We start from the raw sequence: 21,747 nt of genomic DNA, 5'->3' as shown, positions 1-21,747 counted from the left end.
TTTATAATGTCATAGAGCAGCTGCTTTAAACACCCAGAAAGGATGGACAAGATGAATAATAATCAAGTTTTAAATGGATTATGGAAGAGGAGAGTAAAGTATAGAAAAAGTTCCTGAGAACATGTTCAACGAAACCGTGCGTGAATAAAGAAGACATAGACCAACAAGGCTGTCTGGAACGGTTGTATACATAAAAGAAGCAGACTGCGGAATCTGTTCGCAGTCTGCTTCTAGCTACAATAATATAAGATTACAAATAGATCTTCATAATCGACTACTAATCACATAAATATCAGGCATTTCCCAATTCTTTGCGGTTCTTGGCATACTCTGCTGTTGCTGTGAACAGTACATCCGAAGAAGAATTCAGTGCCGTCTCACAGGAATCCTGCAGTACACCAATGATAAATCCTGCGCCTACGACTTGAATGGCAATTTCATTCGGAATCCCGAACAGGCTGCATGCCAGCGGAATCAGCAGCAGGGAACCGCCAGCTACGCCGGACGCTCCCGCAGCGGCAACAGCAGATAACAGACTAAGTATAAAAGCTGTACCGATATCTACTTGAATACCCAGTGTATGGACAGCTGCCAGGGTTAACACGGAAATGGTCACCGCAGCACCAGCCATATTAATCGTGGCTCCCAGCGGAATGGAGACGGAATAACTGTCACGGTCAAGTCCCAGCTTCTCACACAGCTTCATATTGACCGGAATATTAGCTGCTGAACTGCGTGTGAAAAAGGCGGTGAGTCCACTTTCTCTCAGGCAGCTGAATACGAGTGGATAGGGATTACGGCGAATGGTCATGTATACAATCAGCGGGTTCACTACCAGCGCCATAAACAGCATGCAGCCAATAAGTACGAGCAGCAGTTTGCCATAATCAAGCAATGAAGCCAGACCATTCGCTGTAATGGATTCATATACGAGCCCCATAATCCCCAGTGGTGCCAGATTAATGACCCATTTGACGATCAGGGACACAGCATCCGAGAAATTGGAGAGCAGATTTTTGGTAGTATCTTTGGCATTTTTGAGAGCAAGACCAAGCATGATTGCCCAGGCGAGAATACCGATATAGTTGGCATTCATCAGTGCATTTACCGGATTGTCGACTACATTGAGCAGTAGACCTTTGAGCACTTCTACAATGCCTCCAGGCGGCGTAAGACCTTCAGCACTTTGGATCAAGGATAATTTTACAGGGAAGAGAAAGCTTGCGATTACCGCGATCAGACCAGCCAGAAAAGTACTTAATGCATATAGCACAATAATGGATTTCATATTGGTAGGCCGCCCCTTTTTGTGCTGCGAGAGGGCAGACATGACGAGAAGGAATACCAGAATAGGCGCTACTGCCTTCAGTGCAGATACAAATAAGGAACCAAAGATACCAATTCCTGCAGCATGGGGAAAAGCCAAAGCCAGGATAATCCCGACTACAATTCCGATAAGTATTCGTTGGACCAGACTTACTTTATTCCATTTGTGCAGCAATGTCGCCATAATTCCCCTCCGGTTATCGTTAATCATACACCAACCCGCTTCACAGTGGTGAAGCAGGTTGGTAATTAGATATTAGTTTACCATGAAATTTTTCGTTTGCAATGAAAAATATAAGGTATAATCACTTCAAGCCAGACAGCAGGTCAGCACAGCCGATCCCAGAGCAGAATAACTTCAATTATGCATAGAAATACAGGAAGATTCATTATGAATGTAGCACGGTATTATGGAAGGACAAATACAACAAGGAGGAGGATGGAATGAAATTAATGATCCTGTCTGGCCGAACCACAAGCAGTTGGCAAAATGACTGTTGGACAGCATCTGGCTGCCAAGACGGATATGAAGCTGTTTCATAATCATATGTCGATCGATCTGGTATGGTTGGAACAGGATCTGGTGAGCTCTCATGAGCAGTATTGGCTGAATTCACAGCCTGGAGAGCTGAGTACGCCTCATTACCTGCGGATCAACAATACATATATCGACGCCGAAACCGCAGCCGAGATGATTATACAACATATTGAATGGTAGATGGCTGCTTCTGTAGAGAAGCGCATCCCTATATTAACTAATACACAGGAGTGAATACATATGATCAAACGACCTGTATCGGTCGCTATTATGTCTGTACTAATTATGGCTATCGGTTTCCTCAATCTAATCCTGACCTCTATGATGATCAGCCGCGATGTACCGATCAAAGGAATTATTTTCGCAGATACCCCTGAACTGGTAGCTGTAATGCTGGCCTATGCGGGCGGTGCACTGCTATTCATAGGAGGAATTCTGGCTTTTAGAGGAATGCATGCGGGCAGGATGATTATTGTAATCTGGTGCATTCTTTCTTTGCTGCTGTATGCGGATTCCATCATCCCGAGAGTGGTATATCTGGTTGTTATTTTCCTGACTTTATTCAACAGATCGGCTAACCCATTTTTCAAATCCAAAAGATAAGAGGTGCTGGAAATGAGTGAATTTACTGCTGGGAATATAATACTCGCTGCACACAAAGAAATGGTTAAAGATCAACTGCCATCAGGAACGGCTATTTATCGTTTGAATGATAAGTGGATCACCTGGCTAACCAAGGATGACGGTCATATAGCCGATCATAATCACAAGGCTCCGGCATATATATATCGTGTCTCGAATAGAGTACCTGTACTTTATTTTTATAACGCTGAAGATCACTGGTGGGGGTACCAGGTGTTTGATCAGGGCAAGGAAATAGCGAGGCTGCACTTTTCTTTTGAATATGAGGATGAACTGGTATATAAGATAGCCAAAAAGCGATATCCGGAATCCAGTTCGAGTGATTTATTATTCAGTGGAAAGCTGGAAGATTTGTATACAGAATTAAAAGAAAGCAATATTTTTGAAAAAGAATTTAAACGGGTATTTGATGAGTGCAATACAGAAGCATTTCGATTGTTTGGATGCAACGACGAGCAAATAAACCAGCTGAACCGTATTCTGAATATCGATTATATTGAAAATGGTATAGAAAAGAATATGAATCTGGCAGAAGAGTTCAAATCGATTATCAGCATTCCTGAAATGTTTTTTGTTAGATATGATCGAGTTCTCGAATCCAAAGAATATGAAGAACTTCTCTAAAATCATTCAAGAATACAAAGTGCAAGCCCATTTAATTATAAAAGGAGCTAAATAATGTCCTATAATGTCCATGTTACAAAAGCCTTGAATTGGTGGCATAGTGAGCAACATCCCATTACGGAAGCTGACCTTGAACAGGTGAAGTCCTGGATCGATCTATTGCCTATCACCTATAAAAAAGGACGTCTTACTCTGGAAGGAGCCAATAATGAAGTGATGGGAATATTAATTGCTATTGCCGAGCAGATCGGAGCCCGTGTTCAGGGAGATGAAGGTGAAGTATATGAAGGAGATTATCCTATTGACCCCCAAATGCTAGCCGAGCTTGAACGGAGCAAATCCATGTATGTCAGTCCAGAGCTGCCAGCAACCAATGAATACATCGAATCACTCATTATAGGCTCGGAGCTGCTGCATCCCAAGTATGGACCAGGAACAGTGATGGAGATTATTAATGAACAAACGGATAAAGAACTGATTGTGTTCTTCCCATCAATAGGTGCAACCAAACAGATCTTGGCATACTATGCCAAGCTTAATATGCCAAACAAATAAAATGATCGATAAGGAGAAATAAAATAATGGGATACAATGTATATATTACAAGAGCAGCCAATTGGTATGAGAATGAGGGTACTCCTATCAGTCTACAGGAATGGAAGGACTATGTTGAGAGCGATCCGGAATTTGAGATGATGGAAGAGATTGCTGTTAGCTTGCCGAATGGCAGCATGATGAGCTACGCCAGTGAAGGAATGGCAATGTGGGTAAGCGAAGAAGAAGAAGTGCTGTTCGATTATCAGGAAGGTAATATCGTCGTGAAAGGTCCCGAAGATGATGTGATTGAGAAAATGAAGCATATTGCATCCAGACTGCAAGCAAAAGTCCAGGGGGAAGAGAACGAAGAATACTGAAATAATTACTCGCTTACTCAGAAAGAAGGAATGTTCTCATGAAACTTGTCATCCTGTTCGGCCCACAGGCAGTAGGCAAAATGACCATAGGACAGCATCTGGCTGCCAAGACGAATATGAAGCTGTTCCATAATCATATGTCTATTGATCTGGTATCCCATTTTTTCGATTACGGAACTCCTGCTGGCAAACGGCTCGTGAACCTGATCCGGCGCGAGATTTTCGAAGAAGTTTCTCGGAGCGATCTGAAAGGTCTGATTTTCACTTATGTATGGGCATTCGATCTGCAGAGTGATTGGGATTACATAGAACAGGTAGCTGCATTATTTGAAAGTAGAGGCGGGACGGGCTATTACGTCGAGCTCGAAGCAGACATGGAGCAGAGAATCCAGCGTAATAAGACGGAAAACCGGCTTCAGCATAAACCTACTAAGCGCGATATCCAGTGGTCGGAAAAGGATCTAATCGAGACCCATGAGCAATATCGATTGAATTCATTGCCTGATGAGATACAGAAGACAAATTACCTGAGAATCAACAACACCGATCTTGACGCAGAATCCGCAGCAGAGATGATTGTAAGCAGGTTTGCATTGTAACCGATCAATATCAAATAGAGCTCAATTAGTCAGAAAGGATGACTTCTATTGATTATTGTAAAAGCAGAGCAATCCCATCTCCATCAAGTAACAAATCTCGCTATGCAGCTGTGGCCGGACAATATAGAGTCAGAACTTCGTGCAGACTTTGCGGAAATACTGGATTCTTCGACGGATATTGTATATCTGGCAAATGCAGAGGAATTGAGTATTGGCTTTATTCATATGTCCCTCCGGCATGACTATGTAGAAGGCTCCGACTCCAGTCCAGTCGGCTATATCGAAGGCATTTACGTTGATCCAGCCTTTCGTCACAGAGGAATATCCACCAGACTGCTGGCAGCAGGTGAAGAGTGGTCCAGATCAATGGGCTGCAGCCAGATTGCTTCGGACACTGAGCTCGATAACTACGGTAGTCAGAAGTTACACAAGAAGCTGGGATTCGAGGAAGCCAATCGAATAGTGGCTTTTATCAAAAACTTGAGCTGATTACTGGGAACTGCAACGAGCATCATAAGCTGATGAATGACGATGAGGATAAATCTCCGAAGACAAGCAATTCATAGCTGCATATAATGTGGGTCAATCCTGCCAGCTGGATAGTTCCCCCTTTATTGTCATTCAAGGTAAACAGTTTGAAGGAATTGTGATGGAGAATGGATGTTATAAAAGAATACTGACTCCTGTATGGGAGGATGATACCGTTATTACACCAGACATAGTAGCAAGAATTATTGTCTGGTGTTTTTCTGTAAAAGAAGTAGTGACCCTCGCAGGTTGAAATTATCAGCTGATAGATTGTAATGCGACAGATGTAATCCATAAATCATAAACAAAGAAGGTGATTGGCTTGTCAAAGTTAGCGATATGCTTGTTGGGGATTATATTACTATGCAGCTGTTCAACCCAAACTGTTATAGAACCGGACGCTTTGGCTTGGGGAACGTCCAGAGAAAAAGTCGAGCAGACCGTAAATATGGATGTGATCGAGAAAACAAAAAACGAATTAAAATACAATACTCCTACCGATATAGGAGAAAAAGCAGAAATCTATTATTCATTTGATGACAAGAATAACGGTTTGCAAGCTTTTACCAAAATTATTGATTTTAAATACACTTCGAAAATTGATCATCAGAAGCGGCTGGAAAATCTGAATCTGGTCTATGAGCAGTACAAGAATAAATATGGTCCTGGTACATATACTAAAGACAAAGAGTTCGAGGGATATAGCTGGGAGCTTGAAGACAAACTGGTTAGAGTTATATTGTCTGAGGGGACTCCTGAATCTGTGTTTGTTGCTTACTACAATCCCGATTATGTAAAAAAAATTCAAAGCCATAGAAAGTCATCCTATAAAACAACATTCAGTGAATGAATAGCGCTACTTCATCGGGAAGGAAGGTACAAATGCCGGAATACTCTCATATTCAAACTTACATACCCTGTGATAAAAAGAGTTACAAAGATATATTCCGCTCCTTTGTATCCGTGCTCATCAAGCTCAATATCGATCCTGCATACTTCCTGGACCTTTTGGAAGAGGAAGTTGCAGATAAGGACTTTATGTACAAAGGTAGCAGCACAGCTACCCAGGAGTACGTATATCAAGAGCATACTATACATGTACGTCCATATATTATGGGCTGGACTCCGGCAGTTATACCGGAACTTACCACGAACTGGATGAAGATTGCTATCCTGTTATGGACAGAAGAGATTGAAATGGATCATGTAACAGGTGAAATAAAAGAAACGTACAGATCGCTGTTGGGGCAGATGATGTGTGCTTTGGCAGAAGAATTCACTCAAACCGGCGTTTATTTCACAAATGAAGTGACGTATGGTTTACCATGGGAAGCTATCGTAAAGAAGCACTATGAGAGCTTGTATGTATTTGATGCAGCGATCATTCCCAAATCGTTACATACAATGTACAAAGATTTGGATAAAGAACAATTTATGCATATGCAAACGGATGACCATTTGTATATTGCTGACAAAGCCAGTTGGAAAGAAGCCCCTGGGATCTGAAAAATGAATCCTTTTAAAAGTATAGCTGGATGATACAGAGATGAGGTGAAGTATGCCGGGCTTCTCAAAAAGAAATGATAACTTTCAATACGACACGTTATCTGTAGAAATAAAAGTCGATGTCAAAAAAGTATACAAAAATATAAGCAAAGTCAAAGGCCGTATGGTGTCTGTTATCGATTGGAAGCTATTCCTTTACATTAACGGTAATAAACTGGCAGAGGACGAAATTCTGGTGATAGACGAATTTTTTGATTCTTTGCTCCGTCCTGGAAAATATCCTCTATTCACATGTACCTGTGGCATATTTGGCTGTGGTGGTTATTATGTCGAAGTTATTCATGATACGCATAGTATTACTTGGATAACTGAACAATCTCCTTTTGAAGATCAGCTGATTTCAACCTCCAAAGAATTTGTATTTTCTCGGAATCACATAGTAGAAGTTGCAGAAGAACTTAGGCAGAAGCTTAATGAACTTCAAGATATTATGAATAATACAAAATAAAATTTAACGGTTCGCTTCTGTTAGAGGAATGATTATAAATATATTGGGCATGATTAAAACTAGAATATTCACTGGTCTTTAGAACCAATAGATAGGTAATATAGTATAGTTAAAAATATAATATTAGGTGCTTAAAGAGTCAGGATTTCAGATGTATATCATCTAGAAGTCCTTTTTTTGGAAAAAGTAATTCCAAAATATTGGAATAGATGATAATATGAGGAGGAAACAATAGATATTTACCTGACTTATTTAAATAATCAACGAATCGCAGTACCACTGGAACGGTACAGTGCTCAACAATGAGCGGATGTTCATCAGGGGAAAGGTAGAAAAGATCGCCAGACACTATTATCCGAAGTAACGGCCTTGGTCTTAAAGCAATACATAGAACTAGAAAAACCTATCGTCTGGCTATTCCCAGGACAGCGAACAGGACGTCATCTCACCGAACGATCCGCACAGAAAGTATTCGAAAGAGCGCTTATTCAAGGGGGAATTCGCAAGCAGGTGAGTATAAATTCGTTAAGACACTCCTTTGCGACCCATCTGCTAGAAAATGGAATGGATCTTCGCTATATTCAGGAGTTGCTCGGACACCAGAGTGTACGAACAACAGAACCTTACACGCATGTGAGCAAGTGTGATATCGGGAATATTCAAAGTCCGCTTGATCGGATGGAACGTTTTTAAAGGGAAGTGTTGGTAGGTTCGGGAATACTGCGATAGGTTGGGGATTTATGAAATTCTTGAATATAACAATATATGAGTGATTACAGAAGTTCGTAAATAATACGTTATAAGAAATTGCTACAAATGATCATACCACTCTAGGAGCTGAAATTAATGAGAGAGATTCAAAAGTGGGCAATTGAAATCAATTGGGATAAAAGAATAAAGGCAGTGTGCAAACCATGTTGGGAACTAAAATATTGTCCATATGGACTTCTTGTTGAAGACTTTCCTTTAAAAAAAGAACGCGATGATCATAGTTGCAGGATTTTTGGCCATGATTGTCCAGTTTTTTATGTATCTGAACCACTTACCGAGACAAAAGAGTTAAGAAATATAAGTCGAAATATTCAGCGGCCAGTACAATTCAGAGTAATGAAGCGAGACAATCAAATATGCAGAGTGTGCGGCCAATCAGTAAGAGATGAAGATATTGAATTTGACCATATTATCCCTTTCTCAAAAGGGGGAAGTTCAGAAGAAAACAACATTAGATTGCTTTGTTCAAACTGCAACAAAAAGAAAAGTAATAATTTTGAGGATGAGTACCTAGTAAGAAATTCCTCTGAGCATATGATGAAACCTATTGATCTTTCTATACTTGAACTGTTGCTTGATTCTATGGACTTTTATCATGAGTTTACTAATAATAATCATAAAACACCTGATATAGAAGATTTCCAAGAAGCTTTTTATAACAGTGATAATGAATTTATTGAAATAATAAATAGCGTTACGAGCGACATCGTTAGATTTTTTCAATCAGATGTTCCCACTGAAATGAATAAGGGATTGTTTAGAGCGTTAAAAATGCGATGGGGATTTAAAGATGGATCTTTGCATTATATCGAAGAAGTTTCTGAGAAAACAAAAATTGAAGTGGAAAAAATCATAATCGAAGAAAAATATTTTATTCAATTGCTTGGATGGAATATTCCTCTTAGCAAAAATAATAAAATGAAATGGAAAAACTTTTAGTAAATCGTCAAAAGGGCAGTAATATCTTATAACAACATATTCACGCTTTGGACATTCGTCGTTGGCTCGGTATTCGCTAGACACTCAGCATACGTTGAGTCGTGAATACAAGAACGTTATCGGAAATCAAGGCTATTTAATAATACGGAGGATGAAATTATGCCAATTTTAGATTTCAAGGAGATTGCCCAAGCCAATCTTACTAATGGATTACAAGATACTTTTGAAATGTTTGCTCGAGATTTTTTCATGATGTTGGGTTTTGAAATTAAAGATGGACCTGATAGAGGTCAAGATGGTGGTAGAGATTTAATAATAAACGAGAAGAGAGAAGGAATTATTGGTGATACTGAAATTAGTTGGCTTGTGAGTTGTAAACACAAAGCGCACTCTGGAAGCGCGGTTCAGAGTAATGATGAAATAGATATTAAAGGAAGAGTTGAATCTTTCGGTGCGCAGGGATTCATAGGTTTTTATTCAACAATAATTAGTTCTTCGCTGAATAGAAGTTTAGAAGGTCTGAAACGACATTTCGATGTGAAAGTATTTGATCGCGAAATTATTGAAAAAATGATTCTTGAAAATCCGAAGGGGAGAACTATTGCTAAAAGATATTTTCCAATTTCATTTTCGAAATGGGAAGAAGATCATCCAAAGCCAGCTAATATTTTCTCGGAGTATGAGCCTTTACATTGTCAAAATTGTGATAAGGATTTGTTACCTCAAGGGGACGGGATAATCGTTTTCAAGAAAGACCTTAAAACTGAAGTTTATGTTGCTTTTCTCTGGTGCTGTAAGGGGAAATGCGACCAAGATTTAAAGAGCAAATATCGTCTCATGGGGTATACTGATGCAGGTTGGGAAGACATTTCTGATATTTTAATTCCCGGAAAATATTTAGCTTGGAATATGGCTGTGTTAAACAGAATACAACAGGGCGATGATAAATATAGTGATGAAGCATTTAAGAGCCTAAAGCAATTTATTTTAAGAGTCTCACAGATGGTTCTTAGAAGTCAAAATGATGAGCAGATCCGAAGATTAATGGATTTAGCATCGCTCCCTTGATTTTTTTGAATAATACTCTGAATCTTACAGTAGAAAAATATCCTCATAGTTTATTTGAGGGTAGCCTTGACATCCGATAACATAATATTCATGCTGCGGGCATACGCCCTGGGTCCGGCCGTTCGCTGGACGCCCAGTATACGCTGGGTCGTGAATACAGGAACGTTATAGGAAATTGGCAAGAACTATCAATTAAAAGGTATAAAAGAGTATTAAATAATTATTGGAGGAAAGAAAATGACTTCAAAAATTGATATTTTATTTGAAGAGCTTTTTGGATTCAAACCTAAAAAAAGTGGAGAAGCATATGAGAAAATTTCAGCCGCTGTTATGAAATTACTATACAAAGATAGCAAGGTGACGCATGATGAAAAACTTAAAGGAGAGTTTAGCGACACATTATATCAAATAGATGTGATGCTAGAAGATGAATCCAAAAAAAGAATGGGTGAGGCAAAGGATTATACTGTGAAAGGAGCAAAAGTAGGAGAGCAGATATTCAAAAGTTAAGCGGAGCTTTAGTTGATCTAAATGAAGTAACAGGTGGAGCATTCTTTTCTGCAACGGACTATACAAAACCAGCCATGGAATATGCAGAAGCAAGTCCGAAGATGTTTGGGAAGGATATACAATTGTACAATTTAAGGCCGTCAACAGAGTTAGATGAAGAAGGAAGAATAATGAAGATTCTTATAACTATAAGTATCTTTACTCCCAAAGATGATGAGATTGTTTACACACCAATTTTTTCAGAGAACGGAAAAGACAAGATTGACCAATTGATAAAAGAAGGAAAATTAGTAGAGGGTAAAACTCAAGTTCTTATAGAAAATTTTTATGATGAGAATAGAAATGTTATCACTTCGTTAAGTGAATTATCATCCACTAATATACAAAAAGGTTTTGGGGATATGGCACAGGGTTCTTTTTACTTAAAAGGAAAATTTATTGAAATTTCTGGTCATTTAATTGAATTATTGGGATTATCATACTGTATTCCATTTTCAAAGACTGATGAAACTATTGAAGTTAATTCTGATGGAAAGCATAAATTATTAATAAGAAATCAAGACGGAAGTATTAATAAATTGATTACTGATGAAGAGATTAGAAAAAGCATAAAAAGGATCAATTGACTTGATTATAAACCTTTAGAGCACCGAAATCCTATAACATAATATTCACGCTACGTACATACATTCTTGGTCCAGCATTAGCCGGACACTCAGCATACGCTGAGTCGTGAATACAGGAATGTTAGATGAAATCTCCAAAATCATAAGACTTCACAAGAAAAGGGGCGTGGTCTATTGATAAGGTCATATCGAGAACAAGATCTTGAACACACTATAGAAGCCCATTATCAAATATACTAAGAAGAGTATAGCTTTTATGGATCTTTTAAAGAATTTATAACAGATTCAATCGGTTCTTTCAGAAAGAATAAAGATGAAGAAAGAGAAAACATATGGGTTATAGATATCAATGGATTACTTAAAGGATCAATAGGTATTGTTAGAATCTGTGACGAAATGGCTCAATTGAAATGGTTTCTGATAGAAGTGGATCAAAGAGGAAAGGGACAAGGGAAGCATTTAATAAAAGAAGTGATACAATTTAGTAAAGATAAAAACTATAAGAAACTTATTTTATGGACAAATGATTCTTTAAGTGCTGTAAGGAATTTATATAGAGATTTTGGGTTTGAGATCACGAAAATCCAGAATCTTTTTTATCAAATTAAGAGATCATTGAAGCGAAGTAGGAACTAAGGCTTTTGAAATGAATTATCTTGTAAGTAAGTCGATAAAGGGGCGACATCATCTAACCTAATATTCACGCTGCGGGCATACGCCCTTGGTCCGGCATTCGCCGGACACTCGACATACGTTGAGTCGTGAATACAGGAACGTTATGCGAAATTCTTAAAACCTCAAACAGTAAAAAGGAAGGATTGAATTCAATGATTATTATCGGTATTGACTGTGCTACTGAGCACAAAAACACTGGTATTTGTGTATACGATTATAATAATAAAAAGTTTATTGCTTATAAAGCAGCTTCCACAACGATGGATACCATTAACTCAATTTTAAAAGACCATTCTAAAGAAAATTTTTTATTGTGTTGGGATACACCATTAGGATGGCCTATTGATTTTTCGAGTTCTTTAGTTAATCATTTGGCTGGACAGTATCTGCGAAGTGCTCCTCTAAACTTTTTTAATAGAAGTACCGACTTATTTTGTCATTCCTTATTAGGAAAGAAGCCATTAGAGATAACTACAAATAGAATTGCAAGAACAACTCATAAAACATTAGGAATAATTAATGAACTCCAAATGAAATATCCTAAAATGAAGTTATTGTGGGATCCAAAAGAAGAATTTGAAATAGGCTATATTGAGGTTTATCCAGTAACTTGGCTGCTATCAGAATCAATAGTACCGAATAAAACTAAACAATATGACAGCTACAAAGGTACAGAACAAAAAAACCAAAGAAGGAGACTAGATATTATCAAAGAACTCAGAAAGAGAGGGATGAAATTTAATGGTATGTATAAAAGAATGATTAAAGAAGAACACTTTTTTGATGCATGCCTGTGCTGCTTAGGCGGAAAAGATTTTCTTGATGATAGAACTATTAGGCCGATTAATAACATATCTTCTATTCAAAAGGAAGGATGGATATGGATAAAGCCTATAGTATAAATACAATTTAAAATAAAGAACCTCGCATAACATAATATTCACGCTGCGGACATTCGTCCTGGGTCCGGCATGCGCCGGACACCCGACAGTCGTCGGATCGTGAATACAGGAACGTTATGTGAAATCGGTAAAACCAATAAAATTTATTTAATGAATGGAGATATACATATGGCAACATGGTTAGAAGATATCATTCAAGCTTTTCATAATTTAAATGGTTTAGCGCCATATCAAGTATTGTATAAAGAAGTTCAAAAAATAAGAGAAACACCTATGCCGAAAAGTTGGAAAGCCATAATTAGAAGAACAATAGAAAAAAAATCATCAGATTCAAAAGTCTTTTCAGGGAATCAAGATGATGACTTATTCTATTCTGTCGAAGGGTTAGGAAGTGGTATATGGGGATTGAGAAAGTTAAAGCAAGAAACAATATATGCAATTGATATTTTGGAACCAATAGATACAGTTCGAGAAGAAACAACAGTATATAGAATATTAAGAGATACCTATTTAGCAAGACGCTTGAAGCAATTGCATAATAATGAATGTCAGATTTGTGGCGAGAGTATAAAACTGAGCAATCAAAATTTTTATTCTGAAGCTCATCATATTAAACCATTAGGAAAACCACATAATGGACCTGATATAGCAGAAAACATTTTGGTACTTTGTCCTAACCATCATGTTCAGTGCGACTACGGAGCAATAAATTTAAATATAAATACTCTTAAGATTGTAAATGGGCATAAAATATCAAATGAATTTATTAAATACCACAATACTAAAGTTTATAAGAAGAACGATCTCCAAGTATTTCAGGAAGATACCGACATCACATAACAATATATTCACGCTGTGGACATTCGTCCTGGGTCTGGCATTCGCCAGACAACCGCCATACGTCGAGTCGTGAATACAGGAACGTTACATGAAAGGGACGCAAGATATGGATAAATACATTAAATACAAACCTAAAAAGAAAAATGAAAGATTGATTCTTCAAAACATACCATTAAGATGGGATAAAGAAGTGCGAGGAGATCCCTTTTCAACAGTGCGAAACCATTACGAAAAAGCATTTAGAATTCCCGATACCTTATTTAGTTACGATGCTGCTTATGGTTTTCCTTACCATGAGCTTCTTATTTTACAAGATAAAAAAGGATTTGAGGTTATTGATGATAAAAGTTCTATTATAGATCCTGACCAAAAAGAGTGCAGAATAGGGGATATAGAGATTGAAAGAACAGAATCAGAATACCTTTTTACCTTTAAATATTCAAACTACTGTGGCAAACCAATAAGGCTCGATAAGTTTTATAACCCTTTAAGTTGAGAAAATCTTTGGATTGAAGGCTAACGAATATGGCAGGATTATTTATAATGGAAGACACACTTCACAGAGTAAAGGGCAGTGGTACTACGAATTACATATAATGAATGCCCTATTTACAGAAGATAAGGACCCCAATATATTGATTGATAACAACCCAATAAAGGAATACAAACAATTAGAGGTTCTCTTCTAGAAAAATCGGAGAAGACGTTCCCATCATCTAACCTCATCTTTACGCTAGGGGCATATGCCCTTGGTCTGGCACTCGCGAGACATTTAACATAAGTCGGATCGTAAATACGGGAAACTTTATCTAAAATTCTCAAATTGTATTAGGAGAATTCACTATGGACTTAATTAAATTTAAAACGAATCTATTGTTCTACAAAATATATAAGAGTATAGCTTCAGGAAGCGACTATTTAAATTGGAGCTTTTCGTTACTAGAGAATGATGTGGAATCAGAATCCTTATTTAAACTTTCGTCAATGAATAAAGCCGATAGTCTATTTATATTTGAAGATTTTTTTTATAAATCACTTGAGGAAATGGAATTGAAAAGACCTAGTGTTGAAGAGACTCTGGAAGCACATATTATTCTAATGTGTCAGGAGATTGTGAATCAAAAGAGCGATCCTTTCAAAATTGCGAGCGACATATTTATAGAAGTCATTGAGTTACATTTCCCTGATGATTTGATTGTATGGCTTGAACTCAGTAATGCTATAGACGCAATTATTTATGATAACGAAGGCGAGAAGTCGAATGAAGATGAACTAAAGAAACGAATAATTGATGAAGCAAAAAAATACTTAGCCATACAAGAAGCAGAGGACATCAGATAACATAATATTCATGCTGCAAACATCCATCCTAGCCTGGTATACATTGACTAGTAAATACAGAAATATTATTTGAAATATACGTAAAACTTGCCAGTAACCTGATCAAACTGAGACATGAATGCGGAGGGAATACTATGGAACAGTGAGAAAAGCTTGTTAAAATATTACTAGATGAAGAGGCTGCAGATGCTGAACGAGATGATGCAGCTATGGATCTTAGTGAGTACAGTCATAAAAATGTAGTAAAAGCTTTACTAATAATTTCCAATCATGATTCGACAGATGATATGCTTAAAGCAAGTTGTGGGGAATCTCTAGCCATGATCTTAGTAAATAATGATCGATTTGATAAGGAGATTTATAACCAATTAAGAGGCATTGCGAAGATAGAATTTGAAAGCTTTATTCGTTTAAAGAAAAAAGATTGGAAGGCCTATTTAAATACATAAGCATAAGGAGCAAGAAGAATCGGAGAAGACGTATTTATCAGATGACATAATATGCACACTATAGGCATTCATTCTTTGTTTGGCATTTGCCGGATACTCCACATAACTCGGTTCATGAATATGTAAACGTCAGATGAAATCGTCTAAATTCAGTGGAAATCATATTTGGGAGGTGGAGTTCAATGATGCTTAAAGAAATTGTTCCAGTTTTACGGATTTTTGATGTAAATAAAGCAAAAGAGTTCTATTTAGATTATTTAGAATTTAAACTAGATTGGGAACATCGAGTTGATCCTAAATCACCTTTATATATGCAACTATCTAAGCATGATATTAAGATACATTTAAGTGAACATTATGGAGATTGTAGTCCAGGAGCTGCCCTTAGAATTAAGGTGATCGGAATTGAAGCAATTCATAAAAATCTAATAGGAAAACAACACAATTATTCGAAGCCTGGATTAGAAAGTACACCTTGGAAAAGTGAAGAATGTTGTTTGATTGATCCATTTGGAAACAGAATTATTTACTTCGAAGAGCAAGATTCGTAATACAAATCTTAATGTGAGAATAACTGAAGAAGTCGATGGCACTATCTACAAATGTATTCATGTATCCCAATCCATCCGATAACATGATATTCACATTGTGGGGGATCGAGCCTCTTGCTTTTTCCAACGATATGAGCTGAAAATAGTTTAGGCGAAACTTACCAGAGATAATTAGATGAGGAGCTGGATATAGATGATTATTAGAGAAATAAAGCTCGAAGAGGCAGAGAAAATCAAAGAAATTGATCGATCAGAAAAAATTAATTTGATCTATGAAAACAGTGATGCAGGACTGAAGGAAGTTAGCACCGATCATGAATGTCCAACATGGGATACTAGGGAGTTAGATCAATTGTTAGAAAGGTTCAGAATTGAAATAACAGCAGGTGGGATAGCTTATGGAGCATTTGAGAACGACTGCCTTATCGGTTTTGGTGTTTTAGGTCACAAATTAAGAGGGAAAAATAAAGACCGGCTGCAAATAGATCTCATGTACGTAACAAGAAGTTTTAGAAGGAAAGGAATAGGCAAACAATTAATGAATGAGTTAAGCAAAGAAGCCAAAAACAGAGGTGCTAAATTCTTGTATATTTCCTCAACAGAGACAGAGTCAGCTGTGAATTTCTACCAAAACTGTGGAAGTGAATTAACAGACGAAATAGATCAAGAATTATTTGATTTAGAACCCAATGATATACATATGTTAAAAAGACTTTGAAAGTAATGTAGTTACGTATTGCCTAACACAATATTCACGCTACGGGTATACGCCGGATACCCGATATGCGTTAGAGTGTGAATATAGGAACTTTAGGTAAAGTATAATAAGAGCGGAGTGAAGACCATAATACAGTTTGATCTCATATCTGATATTCATTTAGATTTTTGGGTGAAATATTCCAGTAATCACACAAAACATAATCAAATCGTAGAGAAGTTTGTGAATTCAATTCTTCCTAAAGAGCCTTCGGAAGTATTAGTGATCGCCGGTGATCTAGGGCACTATAACAAACAGAATTTTATTTTTCTTGAAAAGCTTAAAGAATATTATAGGCATATTCTTCTAGTTGCAGGGAATCATGACTACTACTTAGTTAGTAATTCAATAAAAAATAAATACAGATATAACTCAAAGCGCAGATTCCAAGAAATGAAAATAATTGCCGAGCAAATACCAGGAGTATTGTTTCTGGATGGGGATACTGTTGAAATTAGTGGAGTTTCTTTTGGTGGGACTGGAATGTGGTACGACTTTCAATATGGAATTAATCAGTTAAATATAGACGCTAATAAAGTATATGAAAGTTGGAAATTAATTTCTAATGATTCAGTCTTAATCGAAGGCTTACCTCGATTAGTTGAAGCTATGTATACAGAAGAATTAACAAAACTTAAGAAGGTGCTTGATCGTTCAGATGTGATCATCACTCATATTTCGCCCGATTGGTCTAAAGTTCCATTGGATCATATTAATGATATTAGCAATAGCTTTTATTATTTCAATGGCAGCGATTTATTATCTAATTTAAATCAAAAAATCTGGTGTTTTGGGCATGTTCATCGAAGAGAAGATTACTTTAATAAAGGATGCAGGCTAATAAATGCTTCTTTAGGATATCCAGATGAGAATAATCATATACCAAAGAAGATTATGAAGGTTATTCATTGAAAAGTCATATATCATCTAACAGAGTAGTCATGCTGCGGGCATACGCTCTGAGTCCGACATTCGTCAGACATCCAGCAAATGATGCGTCATGAATAAATGAATATTAGTAGAATTTCTAAAATATAGAAATTATAAAAGTAATGAAAGAGCTTGATTAATAGCCATGAAGCAATCAACCGTTTTTGGGAAGACGAGATTTCATCCCAGGAACTGTATGGAGATATCTTTGATTCTATTACTTCCGTGCACATTCGTAATGGAGAATTTGAAGGGAATTATTACATCCTAAAGGAAATGAATTTAGATAATTTTATAATTTACGTGTAGAATATCTATCCAGATGATAACCATATAGAAATTCCATATAGTACTTCAATTTATAAAAATGATTTACTAAAAGAGATTAATAAGAAGACAAGAGACAATAAATATCTATTGAAATCGTAAAGACTAAAGAAACAAGGGTTAGGAATTGAACTTCGAAAATAAGGAAATCATTTCATAAGTTGTAAGTCTGCTAAATGTTAAAGTGTATTCAATAATTCATTATGGAGGGAATAAATGGAATTCGAGGACAAGGCTAAAGAAAAAAATGAGATGAACGTCTCTAAAGATTCAAAGATATTTTTAGAACTAAGAGAAATCGTTAACCGATTTGATCCTATAAGTTTAGTGAAAAATGGTGCTCCGGATAATGAACATGACGATTTAACTACAGCCCTATTAGAACTTCTTTGTAAAGAATCGCTGGATGAAATTCGAGATCTTTTGATTAATTGTGAGGACTGGTATGGGTATGATCCCAATGATATTAAAGAAGAATACAGAGAAAGATATAACCAAAAGATTGATCAAACACATAAAGATATTTTAAATTGGTATGCCACGAAGAAAAATAAAAATTAGAAGCTAAAGTGGTATAGAACTAATGAAGTCAATTCAGGAAGTTGGAAACAACGCTTAGCATAATGTCCACGCTGCAGACATGGGCCTTAAGCTGATGTTCGCCATAAAATCGACATGCGCTTAGTTAGTGAATACAAGAGTATTAGGCGAAGTTCCCGGAAATCTATTCTACGAGGTGTGTCAAGATGAAGGAACTACATAGAATTATTCGTGATTCTTCTAAAGACATTTATACAAAACTAGATGAACTAGTCAATGATTTTTGGGAATGGTCAAAGTCCCAAAAACATGAATATGAATGGGAAACGGAATACGATAATTGGACAACAATACATACTATATTTTCAGAATTAATAGAAACGACAGGACCCTCATATTGGTCTCAAAAAACAATTCATAACTTACTCTATATAATTGCAAAAGATCATGAATGTGAAATTCTAATTAATAATTTATGTGAAAGTCCAAAAAGTTTTCTGTTTTTAGCACAGGAGGGTTTATTTCATTCCGACCTGGATGTGAGATGGCAGTTAGCGCATTATCTTATAAAAATATCTGAGCACTATTCAGAAGCTGAAGAAGTCATTCTTAAATTTGCTGATGATCGGGATGAGTATGTCCGAAGAAGAGCAATGTTAGCTCTTGGATATATTAAATCTCAGTATGCTGAAGAAAAAGCCATAATTGCATGGAATACGAACTTGGAATATCAAAGAATTGCCGCTCTGGAAGTGTTATACCAAATAAAATCGAAAAAACTTGAACACTACCTAAAGTTAGCACTAAATAGTGAGTTTGAGTATGTGAGATCAAATGCAGAAAGAATAATAAATGACCTCATATAGAAGCTTTGAATAAGATTGTTACATCTCACAATATCCAATCAAAATATAAATTGTGTAACCTTGGTTCTGTCAGAAGTGGTGAGCAGAGAAGCGGAAACAGGAGGACATCTTTGCGAAATTAAGTGGCGAAGCACCCGGTTCTATAAGCACATTGAAGTAAATCTGAGAGATCAAGTGATTCTAGATTATGATCTAATGATCTATCTAATTAAAAAATTGGAAAATGAGCTGTAAATGTAAATCTAAAAAGTGAAGATGATTCGTTTGAGACAAGGAATCATCATGGCTGAACGGAACTTCAAGTTTTAAAGTCAGAAAGAGATTTTTTAATAACTAATCACAACCAATACAATGAATTTATTAAAGGGGAACTAAGAAATGCAAAAAATAGTAAAGGTAATATGGATTATAGCGGTTGTGATTGCAGGGTTGGCGTTGATGTGGTTTATGTCTTTGGTAATTGATGATAGAAATATGATTGGACCTGCAGGCCCTTTCATTCTTTATTTCATCTGGTTTCCACTTCTAGCTTTTTTTATTGTATCCATAGTGCTTTTGATTAAAAATAAGATGCCAGTTGGAATAATTTCTCAGATCATGCTAGTTTTGTTTTTGGTTATAGTTTCATTTGTTTTTTCTGCAACACTTCTTCGGGAGCCACAGTATGAAAAATTAATGCAAGAAATCGATGAAAAAAATCAGCAATATTTAGAGCAAATGAGGCAAGTTACGATTGATGGAAAGTACGAATACTCTTTTTATTTAGTTGGAAGGCTAACCGACAGTCCACATGCACATATCGCTGTTCGTAACTTAACTAACAACGACGAAAAAAGTATTACCATAGATCTAAACTTTGAAGGAATTGGAGCGGTGGAACACCTTTCTCCAAGCGTCAGATTAATTAAACTTGCTCCAACAGATAAAGGAGATATTTATACATTAACTACAACGCCCCAATTAAAAGATGAAATAGAAGTTTTTGAAGTGAATATGGAAACAGAGATGTCAAAAAAAATTAAGTGATAAGGAGAGATATCATATAGAACTAATGAGATTGCACGAATTAAAGCAACGAAATTATTTTGAGCTTTTTCCAGGTGTACTATTTAAGGGTTATGGTAATGAAGAATCTATTTATATAGATGATGAGTCTTTCAGTTTTATAACTCCAGCAATTCAAAAGGGATTTGAATCCTATAGAGCTTTTGAAAGGTTCGAAATTGGAAAAAGTCAATGGCATTCGATTATAAAAGAATTACTAAACTTAAGAGATATAATTGATCGTAAAGATCGAATCAGATTGAAAGCTTATATTTCAACATTTTTTTGGCAAGAATCAGTTTTAGAATGGAAATTGGAAGAGTATGAAAAGATAGATGTTTTAAAACTAATGAGATTTATTGAAGATCTAATCGAATGGATTGAGAGCCAACTTGAAGACAATGATGTCATTACTTTAATTGGGCTATAAGACTGGAAAGACTCTCAAGAAAATGTCAGCATCTGATAGTGTAGTATTCACGCTAATGTATGTAGCCTGATCCGGTATTCGTCATATCCCCAACATACGTCGGGTCGTAAATATAAGTAATTATCTAAAGTGCGCTAAATCTTATACAAGAAAAGAGCGTTAGCAGAAATGAATATAAAAGAAATCAGAAATTGGATCAGTACAGAAAATTTATAGGATCAAACGTTTCAAGAATTTTGGATATCTATGAGTGAGGAGAGAAGAAATGAAATTTGGAATCAACAACTATGAGCCAAACTTTTATAAATCGAGTTCTGAAATCATACAGAGCTTTTCTTCTCAATTACTAAGATTAAAAGAGCAGCACATCATAAATATATATGCGATGTGGGACAAGATCAATGAAGAATGGAATGACGATGCTCCAATTATTCTGGAATTCACTGCTTTCAATTTGGAAGTATGCAACTACAAGCTAGAGGAATTAGCTTTATCTATAAATTTAATCAATATTCATCAAGAGATTGAGAAATATGATTTTGAGGAGTTTGGAAAGTTTGAATATGAGTGGCGTAAAAGACCGGAAGAAGTTCTCAAATTTAATCGAGCTACGATTATTAGTATGGAGATTATTGAGTATAAATTTGAGTCAACCTTAATAGCTAGTCAGTCCGTCACAGAAGAGATCGGTCAAACAACTTCAAACTGGATTTTAAACGGAATAGGCTTTATAACTTCCAAAGGCTACTTTTCTATTTGTAATGGCTTAGATACAAACCGGATAAGCCATTTCAGAGAAGAAGGAGACTATTTAAGATATATCAAGGTCTTTTAGTATTTCAAGAATGAACCTAGCATCATTTTACTTAATATCCACGCTGCAGACATTCGTCGCGCGTGAATACAGGAACATCATAGGAAATCAGCTCACACTATAAAAGTCCACTGATTATCCAATGCCTGGAATTTAGTTACTAACGGGCAAGTCATAATACA

General features: G+C 36.4%; 28 protein-coding genes and 2 pseudogenes. 29 read left to right on the top strand and 1 reads right to left on the bottom strand.

The annotated features are described in order from the left end of the window. Window positions 1-292 precede the first annotated feature (292 nt). Entirely contained in the window at window positions 293-1,510 is a 1,218-nt protein-coding gene (sstT, locus tag WH46_RS13290; RefSeq protein WP_046226995.1) for a serine/threonine transporter SstT, read from the bottom strand. Between the two features lie 306 nt (window positions 1,511-1,816). On the opposite strand from sstT, the gene WH46_RS13285 reads away from it, so the two are divergent. The 29 genes and pseudogenes from WH46_RS13285 (at window position 1,817) to WH46_RS13150 (ending at window position 21,586) form a co-directional block, all read left to right on the top strand. Beyond that, entirely contained in the window at window positions 1,817-2,044 is a 228-nt protein-coding gene (locus WH46_RS13285) for a hypothetical protein (RefSeq protein ID WP_046226994.1), read from the top strand. A 60-nt stretch (window positions 2,045-2,104) separates the two neighbouring features. Next, window positions 2,105-2,467, top strand: a complete 363-nt coding sequence (locus WH46_RS13280; RefSeq protein ID WP_046226993.1) for a hypothetical protein — start codon at window positions 2,105-2,107, stop codon at window positions 2,465-2,467. Between the two features lie 12 nt (window positions 2,468-2,479). Then, window positions 2,480-3,130 carry a hypothetical protein gene (locus WH46_RS13275; protein ID WP_046226992.1) on the top strand — a complete coding sequence of 217 codons (651 nt, stop codon included), beginning with the start codon at window positions 2,480-2,482 and terminating at the stop codon, window positions 3,128-3,130. Window positions 3,131-3,184: 54 nt separating this feature from the next. Continuing rightward, the gene (locus WH46_RS13270) at window positions 3,185-3,685 is read left to right on the top strand and encodes a hypothetical protein (protein WP_046226991.1); all 501 of its coding nucleotides are present in this window, start codon (window positions 3,185-3,187) and stop codon (window positions 3,683-3,685) included. A gap of 26 nt (window positions 3,686-3,711) precedes the next feature. Next, on the top strand, window positions 3,712-4,044 hold the full coding sequence (locus tag WH46_RS13265) for a hypothetical protein (protein ID WP_046226990.1): 333 nt from the start codon (window positions 3,712-3,714) through the stop codon (window positions 4,042-4,044). 38 nt (window positions 4,045-4,082) lie between these two features. Continuing rightward, window positions 4,083-4,643, top strand: a complete 561-nt coding sequence (locus WH46_RS13260; protein WP_046226989.1) for a P-loop nucleotide/nucleoside kinase family protein — start codon at window positions 4,083-4,085, stop codon at window positions 4,641-4,643. A gap of 48 nt (window positions 4,644-4,691) precedes the next feature. Next, the gene (gene aac(6') / locus WH46_RS13255) at window positions 4,692-5,132 is read left to right on the top strand and encodes an aminoglycoside 6'-N-acetyltransferase (protein ID WP_046226988.1); all 441 of its coding nucleotides are present in this window, start codon (window positions 4,692-4,694) and stop codon (window positions 5,130-5,132) included. 361 nt (window positions 5,133-5,493) lie between these two features. Further along, the gene (locus WH46_RS13250; protein WP_156172260.1) at window positions 5,494-6,021 is read left to right on the top strand and encodes a hypothetical protein; all 528 of its coding nucleotides are present in this window, start codon (window positions 5,494-5,496) and stop codon (window positions 6,019-6,021) included. A gap of 347 nt (window positions 6,022-6,368) precedes the next feature. Then, window positions 6,369-6,677 (top strand): hypothetical protein, encoded by a 309-nt coding sequence (locus tag WH46_RS24075; RefSeq protein ID WP_156172259.1) that lies wholly within the window; start codon window positions 6,369-6,371, stop codon window positions 6,675-6,677. Between the two features lie 52 nt (window positions 6,678-6,729). Continuing rightward, window positions 6,730-7,185: a hypothetical protein gene (locus WH46_RS13240; RefSeq protein ID WP_052714227.1), complete on the top strand. Its 456-nt coding sequence runs from the start codon at window positions 6,730-6,732 to the stop codon at window positions 7,183-7,185. A gap of 324 nt (window positions 7,186-7,509) precedes the next feature. Beyond that, a pseudogene (locus tag WH46_RS24425) lies at window positions 7,510-7,878 on the top strand (tyrosine-type recombinase/integrase); the annotation flags it as partial. Window positions 7,879-8,031: 153 nt separating this feature from the next. Further along, complete coding sequence (locus tag WH46_RS23410; protein ID WP_052714226.1) at window positions 8,032-8,895, top strand: HNH endonuclease; 864 nt, start codon at window positions 8,032-8,034, stop codon at window positions 8,893-8,895. A 159-nt stretch (window positions 8,896-9,054) separates the two neighbouring features. Further along, the gene (locus WH46_RS13230) at window positions 9,055-9,963 is read left to right on the top strand and encodes a restriction endonuclease (protein ID WP_046226985.1); all 909 of its coding nucleotides are present in this window, start codon (window positions 9,055-9,057) and stop codon (window positions 9,961-9,963) included. Between the two features lie 237 nt (window positions 9,964-10,200). Beyond that, window positions 10,201-10,473, top strand: a complete 273-nt coding sequence (locus WH46_RS13225; protein ID WP_046226984.1) for a hypothetical protein — start codon at window positions 10,201-10,203, stop codon at window positions 10,471-10,473. Window positions 10,474-10,643: 170 nt separating this feature from the next. Beyond that, window positions 10,644-11,099, top strand: coding sequence for a hypothetical protein (locus tag WH46_RS13220; protein ID WP_156172258.1), 456 nt, complete (start codon window positions 10,644-10,646; stop codon window positions 11,097-11,099). Window positions 11,100-11,372: 273 nt separating this feature from the next. Beyond that, window positions 11,373-11,735: pseudogene (locus tag WH46_RS24595) on the top strand (GNAT family N-acetyltransferase); the annotation flags it as partial. A 191-nt stretch (window positions 11,736-11,926) separates the two neighbouring features. Further along, window positions 11,927-12,676 (top strand): DUF429 domain-containing protein, encoded by a 750-nt coding sequence (locus WH46_RS13210; protein WP_046226982.1) that lies wholly within the window; start codon window positions 11,927-11,929, stop codon window positions 12,674-12,676. A 168-nt stretch (window positions 12,677-12,844) separates the two neighbouring features. Then, window positions 12,845-13,516 (top strand): HNH endonuclease, encoded by a 672-nt coding sequence (locus WH46_RS13205; protein WP_046226981.1) that lies wholly within the window; start codon window positions 12,845-12,847, stop codon window positions 13,514-13,516. A gap of 88 nt (window positions 13,517-13,604) precedes the next feature. Further along, window positions 13,605-14,012, top strand: a complete 408-nt coding sequence (locus tag WH46_RS23855; RefSeq protein WP_052714224.1) for a hypothetical protein — start codon at window positions 13,605-13,607, stop codon at window positions 14,010-14,012. A 347-nt stretch (window positions 14,013-14,359) separates the two neighbouring features. After that, window positions 14,360-14,857, top strand: a complete 498-nt coding sequence (locus WH46_RS13195; protein ID WP_046226980.1) for a hypothetical protein — start codon at window positions 14,360-14,362, stop codon at window positions 14,855-14,857. A 209-nt stretch (window positions 14,858-15,066) separates the two neighbouring features. Beyond that, window positions 15,067-15,306, top strand: coding sequence for a hypothetical protein (locus WH46_RS13190; RefSeq protein ID WP_046226979.1), 240 nt, complete (start codon window positions 15,067-15,069; stop codon window positions 15,304-15,306). 182 nt (window positions 15,307-15,488) lie between these two features. After that, a complete protein-coding gene (locus WH46_RS13185) occupies window positions 15,489-15,857 on the top strand; it encodes a glyoxalase superfamily protein (RefSeq protein ID WP_046226978.1) in 369 nt (122 codons plus the stop codon). Between the two features lie 193 nt (window positions 15,858-16,050). Then, window positions 16,051-16,575, top strand: a complete 525-nt coding sequence (locus tag WH46_RS13180; RefSeq protein WP_046226977.1) for a GNAT family N-acetyltransferase — start codon at window positions 16,051-16,053, stop codon at window positions 16,573-16,575. Between the two features lie 117 nt (window positions 16,576-16,692). Continuing rightward, the gene (locus tag WH46_RS13175; RefSeq protein WP_046226976.1) at window positions 16,693-17,526 is read left to right on the top strand and encodes a metallophosphoesterase family protein; all 834 of its coding nucleotides are present in this window, start codon (window positions 16,693-16,695) and stop codon (window positions 17,524-17,526) included. Between the two features lie 561 nt (window positions 17,527-18,087). Next, window positions 18,088-18,432: a hypothetical protein gene (locus WH46_RS13170; protein ID WP_046226975.1), complete on the top strand. Its 345-nt coding sequence runs from the start codon at window positions 18,088-18,090 to the stop codon at window positions 18,430-18,432. A 185-nt stretch (window positions 18,433-18,617) separates the two neighbouring features. Beyond that, window positions 18,618-19,277, top strand: coding sequence for a HEAT repeat domain-containing protein (locus WH46_RS13165; protein ID WP_046226974.1), 660 nt, complete (start codon window positions 18,618-18,620; stop codon window positions 19,275-19,277). A gap of 378 nt (window positions 19,278-19,655) precedes the next feature. Beyond that, window positions 19,656-20,303 (top strand): hypothetical protein, encoded by a 648-nt coding sequence (locus tag WH46_RS13160; protein WP_046226973.1) that lies wholly within the window; start codon window positions 19,656-19,658, stop codon window positions 20,301-20,303. 25 nt (window positions 20,304-20,328) lie between these two features. Then, a complete protein-coding gene (locus tag WH46_RS13155; protein ID WP_046226972.1) occupies window positions 20,329-20,751 on the top strand; it encodes a hypothetical protein in 423 nt (140 codons plus the stop codon). A gap of 265 nt (window positions 20,752-21,016) precedes the next feature. Beyond that, window positions 21,017-21,586, top strand: a complete 570-nt coding sequence (locus WH46_RS13150; RefSeq protein ID WP_046226971.1) for a hypothetical protein — start codon at window positions 21,017-21,019, stop codon at window positions 21,584-21,586. Window positions 21,587-21,747 lie beyond the last annotated feature (161 nt).

The sequence above is a fragment of the Paenibacillus dauci genome, assembly GCF_000971985.1.
GTDB lineage: Bacteria > Bacillota > Bacilli > Paenibacillales > Paenibacillaceae > Saccharibacillus > Saccharibacillus dauci.
The sequence above is the reverse complement of the archived record's forward strand: the minus strand, read 5'-3'. Positions and strand labels throughout refer to the sequence as shown.